The sequence below is a fragment of the Actinokineospora diospyrosa genome (assembly GCF_024171925.1).
Lineage (GTDB): Bacteria > Actinomycetota > Actinomycetes > Mycobacteriales > Pseudonocardiaceae > Actinokineospora > Actinokineospora diospyrosa.
This window is the reverse complement of record NZ_JAMTCO010000002.1, coordinates 58400-68490: the sequence shown is the minus strand read 5'-3', so window position 1 is coordinate 68490 and position 10091 is coordinate 58400. Positions and strand designations below refer to the sequence as shown.

Genomic DNA, 10091 nt, shown 5'->3' with positions numbered 1-10091 from the left:
GGGTCACGGGCTGAGCTGGGCGACCAGGTCGCGTTTGCTGATCTTGCCGACGGCGGTGAGCGGCAACCGGTCGAGCACGACGAGCTTGTCCGGCTGCTTGTAGCGGGCGAGGCCCAGTTCAGCCAGGTGCGCCCGCAACTGCTTGAGCTTGGGCGGCGTGCCAGCGGCGACGATCACCGCGCACACCAGCTCGCCGAGCGTCTCGTCCGGCAGCCCGATGGCGGCGGCCTGTGCGACGGCCGGGTGGGCCAGCAGCAAGTCCTCCAGCTCACCGGCGGGGACCTTCTCGCCGCCGCGGTTGATGACGTCCTTGATCCGGCCCTCGACGACCAGGTGGCCGCTGGGAAGTTGGCGCACCAGGTCGCCGCTGCGGTAGAAGCCGTCCGGGGTGAACGCGGTGGCGTTGTACTGCTCGGCCCGGTAGTAGCCGCGCAGCGTGTACGGGCCTCGGGTGAGCAACTCCCCCACGGCACCGGGTTCGACGTCGTGGCCGTCGGCGTCGACGACGCGGACCTCGTCGTCCGGGCTCAGCGGTCGCCCCTGGGAGTTCTCGAGCAGGTCGGTCGAGTCGCCGGGGCGGGTGTAGTTGAGCAGGCCCTCGGCCATCCCGAACACCTGCTGCGCGACGCAGCCCAGCGCGGGCGGCATCGCGCGGGCGAGGTCCGGGTCCATCTTGGCGCCGCCGACCTCGATCAGCCGCAGGCTGGACAGGTCCTCTGTGGACCACTCGGTCGCCTCGACCCACATCCTCGCCATCGGCGGGACCAGCCCGGTCACGGTCACGCCTTCCTTCTCCACCAGGGCGAACGCGACGTCCGGGCTCGGCGCGGGTGCCATCACAGCGGTGCCACCGACGCCGAGGATGCCGAGTACGCCCGGACAGGCGAGCGGGTAGTTGTGCGCGATGGGCAGGGCCACCAGGTAGCGGTCGGCGGAGGTGAGCTCGCAGACCTCCGCACTGGCTCGGGCGTTGTAGGCGTAGTCGTCGTGCGTGCGCGGGATCAGTTTGGGGCGCCCTGTGGTGCCGCCGGAGATCAGCAGCAGGGCGACCGAAGTCGGGTCGACCGGGTCCAGCTCACGTGGTTCACCAGCCACTGTGGACAGTGCAGTGTGCTCACCGGGGTCGCCGACCACCAGGACGTGGCGGACATCGAGCTCGGCGGCGAGGGTGCGATGGTCGAACCCCTGGAACACATCGGGGATGACGTAACCGACGGCGCTGGACAGCTCCACGAGGTGCGTGATCTCGGCGCGGCGGTGCGCGGGCAGCGCCATCACCGGGATGGCGCCGATCCTGGCCAACGCGAACAGCAGCACGACGAACTCGGTCACGTTCGGCAACTGGACCACGATCCGGTCGTCGCGGGCGATGCCGAGGTCGAGCAGCCCGGCGGCCAAGACATCCGCCCGGCGGTCCAGTTCGCGGTAGCTGACGCGCTCCTCGCCGCAGACCACCGCGATGTCGTCGCCGAAACTGCGCGCCCAGTCCCGCAGCAGCCCGCCGAGGGTGTCGCCGCGCCAGTACCCGCGTTCGCGGTAGCGGGCGGCGAACTCCTCCGGCCACCCGACCGCCCCGTCGATGAGCGTGCTCACGCCTGCGCCTCCGTCCGCTCGTCCGCCAAGCCGCCGACCACCTCGTCGTCGGAGAGCCCCTCGATCTCCCAGAACAGCTCGGCGACCGCCTCCAACCGACCCGCCGCGCGCTGCCCCCCGGCCAGCGCGGCCGCGAACCCGGCGATGGTCGGGGCGCCGAACAGCGCGCGGACCGACACCTCCGTGGTGTCCAATGTGGAGCGCAGGTGCGCCACGACCGCGGTCGCGAGCACCGAGTCGCCGCCGACCCGGAAGAACTCGTCGTGCACGCCGACCGCGTCGACCTCCAGCACCTCCCGCCACGCCAGGGCCACGACCCGCTCCAGCGGGGTGCGCGGGTGTGGGCCGCCCGCACGAGCGGGGTGACCGACCAGGTCCCGGACCGCGCCGCGGTCGACCTTCCCGTTGGCGGTCAACGGAACCGACTCGATCGCGACCACGACCTCCGGGACCATGTGCGCGGGCAACAGTTCTCCTGCCGCCGCGCGCACGGCAGCCTCATCGAACTCTCCTTCAGCGACGACACCGGCCCCCAACAGTCCCGCCGGGGTGGTGACCGCCACCGCCGCCCGGATCGCGGGGTTCGCCTGCAGCGCGGCCTCGACCTCACCCAACTCGACCCGGTAACCGCGCACCTTCACCTGGTGGTCACGACGGCCCAAGAACTCCACGACCCCGTCGCCGCGGTAGCGGGCCAGATCGCCGGTGCGGTACCAGCGAAGCCCGTCGCGGATGACGAACCGGTCGGCGGTGCGCTCGGGATCACCCCGGTACCCGGCGGCCACACCGGCACCGCCGATCCACAGCTCACCGGGCACCCAGTCCGGCGCGTCGCGGCCGAGGTGGTCGACCACGCGAAGCCGGACCCCGCCCAGCGGCGTGCCATAAGGCACTGAGCGCCAGTCTTCAGGCACCGGGCCGGATACCTCACACACCGTCGAGTGGATCGCGGTCTCCGTGGTGCCTCCGAGCGCGACGAACCGGCAGCCCGGGACCGCTGCGGCCAATCGACCCGGCAGGTCGACACCCACCCAGTCACCGCCGAGCAACACCACTCGCAGCGACGACCCCAAGGCCGCACCGGAGGACAGGAGCATGTCGAGCAACGCGGGCACGCAGTTGACGATCGTCACCCCGCGCGCGGCGACGAGCCCGCCCCAGGCCGCGGCGTCGCGGCGGTCTTCGGTCACCGGGACCACCGCGCCACCCACCGACAGCGGGGCGAACAGGTCGAACACGGAGAGGTCGAAGTCCAAAGCGGACAGTGCGAGGGTGCGGTCGTCGGGGCCGATGGCGAAGCGGGCGACGAGGTCGTCGATGGTGGCCATCGCGGCCTGGTGCGGCACCTCGACGCCCTTGGGCTCGCCGGTGGATCCTGAGGTGAACAGGATGTAGGCCGCCCGCGCGGGGTCGACGAACACCGGTTCCGCCAACGGTTCGCCATCGGGCAGCTCGGTGATCAGTGCCCGCGGCTTGGCCAGCGCGACGATCCGGTCGACCCGGGCCGGTGGCTGCTCGACGCCGATGGGGACGTACGTGCCGCCCGCGGCCAAGACACCCAGCACGGCGATGATCTGCTCCGGCCCCTTGGGCAGGGACACCGCGACCGTGTCGCCGGGGGTGACACCGAGGCGGACCAGTTCCCCCGCCGCTCGCAGGGCGCGGTCGGCGAGCTGACCGTAGGTGATCACCTCGTCGCCGAGGATCGCTGGCGCGTCAGGGTTTGCCGCGGCACAGGCGAAGAAGCCTTCGTGCAGGAGCCCGCGCACGCGCACCAGGGTCGTGTCGTTGGCCCGCTCGCGCCGGGCACGCTGCGCGTCGGGCAGTGCGGCGAGAACCGGTGCGTCCCAGGCGATCGGATCCGCCGCGAGCAGGTGCACCAGGTCGGCGAACGCGGCGAACATCGCATCCAGCACTCCGTCGGCGACCTCGTCGTCGCGGCAGTCCCAGTTGACCAGCAGACCGCCGTCGAGCTCGGTCACCTGCGCGTCCAGCAGCACCTGCGGGCCCTGCGAGATGATCCACACCGGCGCGCCGAAGCTCGCCCGGACCCGGTCGTCGAACAGCTCACCCAGGTTGAGCGCGCTGGTGAACACGACCGGCGCCAAGACCTGCTCGCCGTGCAGCCGGGTGAGGTCGCGCAACACCTCGACACCGCTGTGCGCGGCGTGCGCGGCGTCCTCGTGCGCCCTGGCCTGCACCTGGCGGACGCGCTCGGCGAAGGTCGCTGGCGCGGTCAGGTCCACCGCGAGCAGGATGGAGCTGGTGAAGTCGCCGACCAGCCGGGCGACATCGGGGTGCAGCGGCTCGCGGTCGAACATCGGCACGTTGAGCAGGAACTCCCCGCGTGCGCTCCACCGGCCGACGACCTCGGCGAACGCGGTGGCCACGGCCATCGCCACGGTCACCCCGCGCTCCTTGGCCCGCTCGGCGAGCGCCGCGCGTTCGGCGGCCGGGAGGACGACCGCGCGCCTGGTCACCCTCGGGCGTTCGGAATCGCGGGCGGCCCGGGGCAGATCAGGGGCGCCGGGCAGGGCGGTGAGGCGGTCGCGCCACCAGCGGGCGGCCTTGTCTTGTTCGTCCTGGCGCCGGGCCCCGCGATACTGGCGGTAGCTGTAGCCCAGGGGTTCGTCGTCGGTCTCGCCTTGGTAGTAGCGGGCGAGGTCGGCCAGCAGGACGCGGTAGCTGACCGCGTCGGCGGCGACCATGTCGACGTCCACGTGCAGGCGGGTGCGGCCGCCGGGGAGCAGGCTCAGCGCGGTGGCGAACACCTCACCGCGCTCGATGTCGAGCAGCTGGTGGGAGTTCGCGTCCCGGATGGCGGCGAGTTCGCGGTCCGCGTCGGCGGTGTCGCGCAGGTCGTGCACGGTGAGGCCACGCCAGCCGGAGGTCGGCGCGATCCGCTGGTCACCGTTGTCGGACAGGACCACGCGGAGCATGTCGTGCCGGTCGATCAAGCGCTCGACCGCCGCGCTCAGCCGCCCCGGGTCGACGCCGGCGCCATCGAACTCGGTGTAGAGGTGCGCGGCGACCCCACCGAGGCGCTGCCCGGGAGCTCGGCCGACCCAGTAGGCGTGCTGCAGCACCGCGAGCGGGAACGGACCGTCTACATCGGTCACCACGTCAGTCACTGCTTCGGCCGCTTCGGCTGGGGTGCCGCTCCGCTCGGCCAACAACGCGCTCCACGCCCCGAGAGTCGGGTTCGCGGCGAGCTCGGCGAAGTCGACGACCACCCCGGCCCGCCGCCACCCGCCGACCAGCTTCATCAGCGCGATCGAGTCCAGTCCCAGCTCGAACAGGTTCGTGCCCGCCGCGATGTCGCCGGGCTCCTCCTCGGTCAGCTCCGCGACCGCCGCCAGCAGCGCGTCGTAGTCCACCGCGCTCACCGCACGGCTCCCTTCGGTTCGACCGGCACGAGGAACCGGGAGATGCTGCGCAGCTTCTCGCAGGTCTCGGTCCACTCGCGTTCCGGTGTGGACAGTGCGATCACGCCCGCGCCCGCGCGCAGCCAGGTCTGCCCACCCGCGCTGAACACCGTCCGCAGCACCAGAGCCGCGTCGAGCGCGCCATCGGAGTCGACGGTCAGCACGGCGCCGCTGTAGAGGCCGCGGCGCGGTTCGTGCTTGGCGATGGCCTCGACGGCGGCGACCTTGGGGATGCCGGAGGCGGTGATCGAGGGGAAGAGGGCAGCGAAGGCGTCCCACGCGGTGCGGCCCGCGGCGAGCTCGCCGCGGACCCGGGAGGCCAGGTGCTGCACGCTGCCGCGCTCGCGCACCGTCATGAACTCCTCCACCCGCACCGAATCCGGCGCGCACACCCCGGCCAGCTCGTCCTGGGCGAGCTTCACCGAGATCGCGTGCTCGAAGATCTCCTTGGGGTCGGCGAGCAGCTCCCGCCGGGTTGCCAGGTCCCGCACGGGGTCCCCGACCAGGGCGCGGGTCCCGGCCAGCGGGCGGGTCGACACCCCGCCCGCGGCGTCGACCTCGACGACGGTCTCCGGGCTGAACCCGGTGGCGCGCAGGTCCCCCAGGTCGAGCAGGAACGAGCGGGCCGGGGTGTTGCCGCGGCGGCCCGCGACGTAGGTGGCCGCGAAGTCGATCTCGGTGGGGACCGCGACGACGCGCGACAGGATGACCTTGTCCGGGCCACCCGCCCGGATGTCGCGGACGGTCTCGACGACCGCGGCGAGGTAGGTCTCGTCCGGCGCCTCCGGGTCGACCAGGTCGGCGACCGGGTCGGCCCAGGGCAGGTCGGCGACCGGGCGCAGGCCTGCTGGCGCGGTGCCGTGCTCGTGCAGGCCGTCGGGGCCGATGACCAGTTCGTAGCTGGGGATCACCAGGTCCAGCAGAGGACCGTCCGCGCGACCGAGGTGCAGCAGGCGGGCCAGCTCGAACGCGGCCCACCCGTAGGCGCGCCAACTCGGGAGACCGCTTCCCGCGAGCAGTTCCGCCACCTGCCCCAGCGGGTCGGCGCTCAGCGGTAATCGCTGTTCGCGGGCGGGAGTGCTCCACGTGACCCCGGTGCCGTCCATCCGCAACCGGGCGCGCGCCCCCGCCGCCAGCACCCACCGGGCGTCGCGCTCGTAGAGCACGAACGGCGGCTCCGCACCGCGCGCGACCGCGGCGGCGGCGAGCAGCGGGTCGGCGGGCGCCAGCAGCGGGCTCGCGGTCACTAGGCCTGCCCCGACGCCATGCGCTCGACGAGGCTCGCCGGGCGCAGGTCGGTCCAGGCGCGCTCGACGTACTCCACACAGGACGACCGCGCCGCGGGCCCGTACACCGCGGTCCAGCCCGCGGGGACCTCGGCGAAGATCGGCCACAGCGAGTGCTGGTCCTCGGCGTTGACCAGGACGAGGAAGGTCCCGTCCTCGTCGTCGAACGGGTTGGTCGACATCGGCGCACTCCTTGCGGTCCTGGCTCGGGCGGTCCTGGCTCGGGCGGTCCCGGTCGGCGGGATCCCGGCTGTGGGCAGGCGGCATCGGCCGGGCGCACCGGGCGCACGGCTGGGACCTGGGGTTGGCAGCACCACCGGGATCGTCCTCACAGGACGGTGCGATCACCGTGGCACGTCGGGTGGCGGGCGCCGTTCCCCGCGACCGGGACACGGTCGTCGGGCGGCCCGCACCACCTGAGGTTAGCCTAGCCTATCTTTCACGGACGTGTAGAAGCAAGACCCTCAGGGGCCGGTCCACCCGGCGAGGCTGAGCAGCTCGAACAGGTCGTACACGCACTCGCCGGTCCACACGACGGTGCCGAGCGCCAGCAGCGGCAGGAAGACCCCGGCCCACCGACCACCCCGGCCGGGCGCGAACAGCGCGGCGACCCGGCGCGGCACGATCCCGGGGGCGGCGCCCAGCGCCATCAGCGACCCGGCGGGCCGCTCGGTCCGACTGCCCGCGGCGGCCAGCGCGGCGTGCCCGATGGCGCGGCCGACCTGCTCGCGGTCGCCGATCACCGCGGCCGCCGCCTCGTCGGCCGCGCGTTCGACCAGGTACTCGACCTGCTTGGCGACCGGCCGCAGCAGCGGGGTGGTGACCGCGGCGAGGCGGGCCCACCAGATCAGCCGGTGGTGACCGCCGTCGAGGTGGGCGCGCTCGTGGGCGAGCACGGCGCGGAACTGGCGGTCGTCGAGCAGCTCCCGCAGCCCGGTGGTCACCACGATCCGACCCGGCCGCCCGGGGACGGCGAACGCGTCCACCCTGGAGTCCTCGACGAGCACCACGTCGCCGTCGCCCGCCCAGTCGCCCCGCACCGCGCTCAGCTCGTGCCTGCGCCGGATCCACAGCCGCAGCGCCAACGCGAGCGCGGCGAGCAACCAGCCGGCGGAGAGCCACGACACCCACGGGACGTGCGCTGTGTCGGCGACCACACGCTGGTGCGACCACCCGCCCCAGGTCGCCACGACGGGCAACTCGGCGAGGGCCTTGAGCGCGAACGCCGCGAGGTTCACGACCGCGGCGGCGGCGGCGACAACGGCCGAGACCGCGAACACCCGCGCGGCCAGGTCCGGGCGCAGCCGGTCCACCAGCAGCCAGGCGACCACCAGCACCAGCGCGGGCGTGGCGAGCACGGACCAGGCGAAGTGGTCGAACACGGCGGCGGTCCCCCTCGATCGTCGGCCACGACATCCTGCCCGCCCCGCCACCGGAAAGTCCATTGGCGCAGGTAGCGCTATGTACCATGCGCGTGTGCAAGATGAGGACGACTCGAGCGGCAGGTCCGCCCCACGGCGCAGACCCGGCGAACTGGCCGCCCACGTGCTGAACACCCTCGCCGAGGCGGGCGAGCCGCTCTCCCCCGGTGAGCTGCTGGAACTGCTGGAACCGGCTGGGTCGCTGTCCTACAGCGCGGTCGTCACGACGCTGACCCGGCTGTACGAGAAGAAGGCTGTCACCCGCACCCGCGTCGGCCGGGCCTACCGCTACACCGCGGTCACCGACCCGTCGGCGCTGGTCGCCTGGCGGATGAGCAGGCTGCTCGACGCCGAGGCCGACCACACCTCGGTGCTCACCCGGTTCGTGTCCGGTTTGGACAAACGGGACGAGGAGACCCTGCGCCGCCTGCTCGGCGAGGGCTGAGCGCCGGGGTCAACCGCGCGGCTCGATGAGCTAGCCGGCGAAGGAACGCGCCACGGCGGTGCAAGCCTTTGCCACCAACGCGTACTCGGCTCGGATCGCGTCCAGCTCAGCGATCCCCCCGCCCGCGTTGTGCTCGAGCGCCGCGAACATGTCGGCCAAGGTCGACGCGCCGATGTTCGCGGCCGACCCCTTCAAAGTGTGTGCCTGCACCACGATCGACTCAACATCCCCGGCGACCACAGCGGCGGCAAGGGAATCCACCGCCGCAGGCGTCTTGGATGTGTAAGACGTGAGCAGGTGGGCCAGGAACTCGAGCTCGTCCGCGGGCGGATTGGGCCCGCTGATCTCCTCCAGCCGTGCCCGGATCGCCGTCTCGTGGTCCGGGGCCTCATGGATCGGCGCCTCAAGGGTCAGCACAGCGCCAGCAGCGGGAGCAGCGGCTCCGGACAGCGCGGCCACCAAGTCGGGGACGCGTACCGGCTTCGCGAGGTGATCATCCATCCCCGCTGCCAAGCAAGCCGCCCGGTCTTCCACCAACGCACTGGCCGTCAACGCGACGATCAGCGGCTGGCGGTCGGCGGGGAGTTCTGTGCGGATCAAGCGGGTGGCGTCCAAGCCATCCATCACCGGCATGCGGACGTCCATCAGCACGACGTCGTACGGGGCGCCGCGGAGGGCCTGGACGGCTTCGTGGCCGTTGGCGACGGTGTCGACGTGGTGGCCCAGACCCGCGAGCATCAGGCGGGCGACCTTCTGGTTGATGTGGTTGTCCTCGGCGACCAAGACCCGCAGGGGGCCGGTCGGGGACACCGGGGCGGTGCGCGGGGCGGCGGCCACGTCGGTGGCGATGCCGAGCAGGGCGGTCAGGGTGAAGGTGGACCCGACGCCCGCGATGCTGCTGACGGTGAGGTCGCCGCCCATGACGGCGGCCAGGCGCTTGCCGATGGCGAGGCCGAGGCCGCTGCCGCCGTAGGCGCGCGTGGTGGAGCCGTCGACCTGGCTGAACGGGGTGAACAGGGTGCCGAGCTTGTCCGCCGGGACGCCGACGCCGGTGTCGCGGACGGTGACGCGCAGCCACACGCGGTCGGCGGGGGCGGGGTGGACGTCGACGGTGGTCTCGATCTGGCCGCGTTCGGTGAACTTGACCGCGTTGTCGAGCAGGTTCACCAGCACCTGGCGCAACCGGGCCACGTCGCCGACCAGCCGGACCGGGCCGTCGCCGAGCACGACGACCCGGGTCCGCAAACCCTTGTCCGCCGCGGCGGCCGCGACCAGCGCGGTCGCGCTGTCGAGCAACTCCCGCACGTCGAAGCTGACGTGTTCCAGCTCGCCCTCGCCGGACTCCAGCTTGGCGAAGTCCAAGACGTCGTTGAGCACCCCCAGCAGCGCGGTGCCGCTGTCGCGCACGGTGTGCACGAGGTCACGCTGCTCACCGGTCAGCTCCGTGTCCAGCAGCAACCCGGTCAACCCGACGACGGCGTTCATCGGCGTGCGGATCTCGTGGCTCATCGTGGCCAGGAACGCCGACCGCGCGGCCGAGGAGGTGCGCAACACCCGCGCCGACGAGTCCAGCGCCGCGGCCATCCTGGCCAGTGCGGCGGGCCACGTCACCGCGGGCACCCGGACGTCCGACTCACCGGCGCCCATCCGCGCCGCGGCCTCGGTGACCGCCCGCACACCGGCGCTGACCTGCCGGATCGCCTGCCAGGTGTGCAGCCCGACCAGTGCGGCCGCGGCGACGCACGCCCACATGACGACGGTGCCGGTGGTCGGTTCGAACACCGCGCTCGCCACGACCACCACCAGGGCCAGACCCGCCAGGGCCAACCCCGCGCCGACCACCCGGTATGCGGACGTGCGGGGACCCGAGCGGTCCTCCGCACCCTGCAAACCATCCGTGGTCACCCCTGCGATATCGACA

7 protein-coding genes are annotated in these 10091 nt (G+C 72.9%); 1 reads left to right on the top strand and 6 read right to left on the bottom strand.

Translation table 11 applies throughout. The features are described 5' to 3' along the window. Nucleotides 1-3: 3 nt before the first annotated feature. From LV75_RS02965 to LV75_RS02945, 5 genes are all read right to left on the bottom strand, one after another. The gene (locus LV75_RS02965; protein WP_253885060.1) at nt 4-1593 is read right to left on the bottom strand and encodes a (2,3-dihydroxybenzoyl)adenylate synthase; all 1590 of its coding nucleotides are present in this window, start codon (nt 1591-1593) and stop codon (nt 4-6) included. Beyond that, nucleotides 1590-4979, bottom strand: coding sequence for a non-ribosomal peptide synthetase (locus tag LV75_RS02960; protein ID WP_308210838.1), 3390 nt, complete (start codon nt 4977-4979; stop codon nt 1590-1592). The genes LV75_RS02965 and LV75_RS02960 overlap by 4 nt, the downstream gene beginning before the upstream one ends. Beyond that, nucleotides 4976-6265 carry a salicylate synthase gene (locus tag LV75_RS02955; RefSeq protein WP_253885059.1) on the bottom strand — a complete coding sequence of 430 codons (1290 nt, stop codon included), beginning with the start codon at nt 6263-6265 and terminating at the stop codon, nt 4976-4978. Before LV75_RS02955 ends, LV75_RS02960 begins: the two co-directional genes overlap by 4 nt. Further along, the gene (locus LV75_RS02950; RefSeq protein ID WP_253885058.1) at nt 6265-6486 is read right to left on the bottom strand and encodes an MbtH family protein; all 222 of its coding nucleotides are present in this window, start codon (nt 6484-6486) and stop codon (nt 6265-6267) included. The genes LV75_RS02955 and LV75_RS02950 overlap by 1 nt, the downstream gene beginning before the upstream one ends. Before the next feature lie 282 nt (nt 6487-6768). Beyond that, nucleotides 6769-7686, bottom strand: coding sequence for a M56 family metallopeptidase (locus tag LV75_RS02945; protein ID WP_253885057.1), 918 nt, complete (start codon nt 7684-7686; stop codon nt 6769-6771). Nucleotides 7687-7780: 94 nt separating this feature from the next. Here LV75_RS02945 and LV75_RS02940 point away from each other — a divergent pair, with 94 nt between their 5' ends. Beyond that, entirely contained in the window at nt 7781-8170 is a 390-nt protein-coding gene (locus tag LV75_RS02940; protein WP_253885056.1) for a BlaI/MecI/CopY family transcriptional regulator, read from the top strand. Between the two features lie 30 nt (nt 8171-8200). Here LV75_RS02940 and LV75_RS02935 read toward each other — a convergent pair whose 3' ends face one another. Then, entirely contained in the window at nt 8201-10075 is a 1875-nt protein-coding gene (locus tag LV75_RS02935) for an ATP-binding protein (protein WP_253885055.1), read from the bottom strand. Nucleotides 10076-10091 lie beyond the last annotated feature (16 nt).

Excerpts from the sequence above, each read along its gene's own strand:
- LV75_RS02950 (WP_253885058.1), bottom strand. The coding sequence starts at position 6,486 with ATGTCGACCAACCCGTTCGACGACGAGGACGGGACCTTCCTCGTCCTG.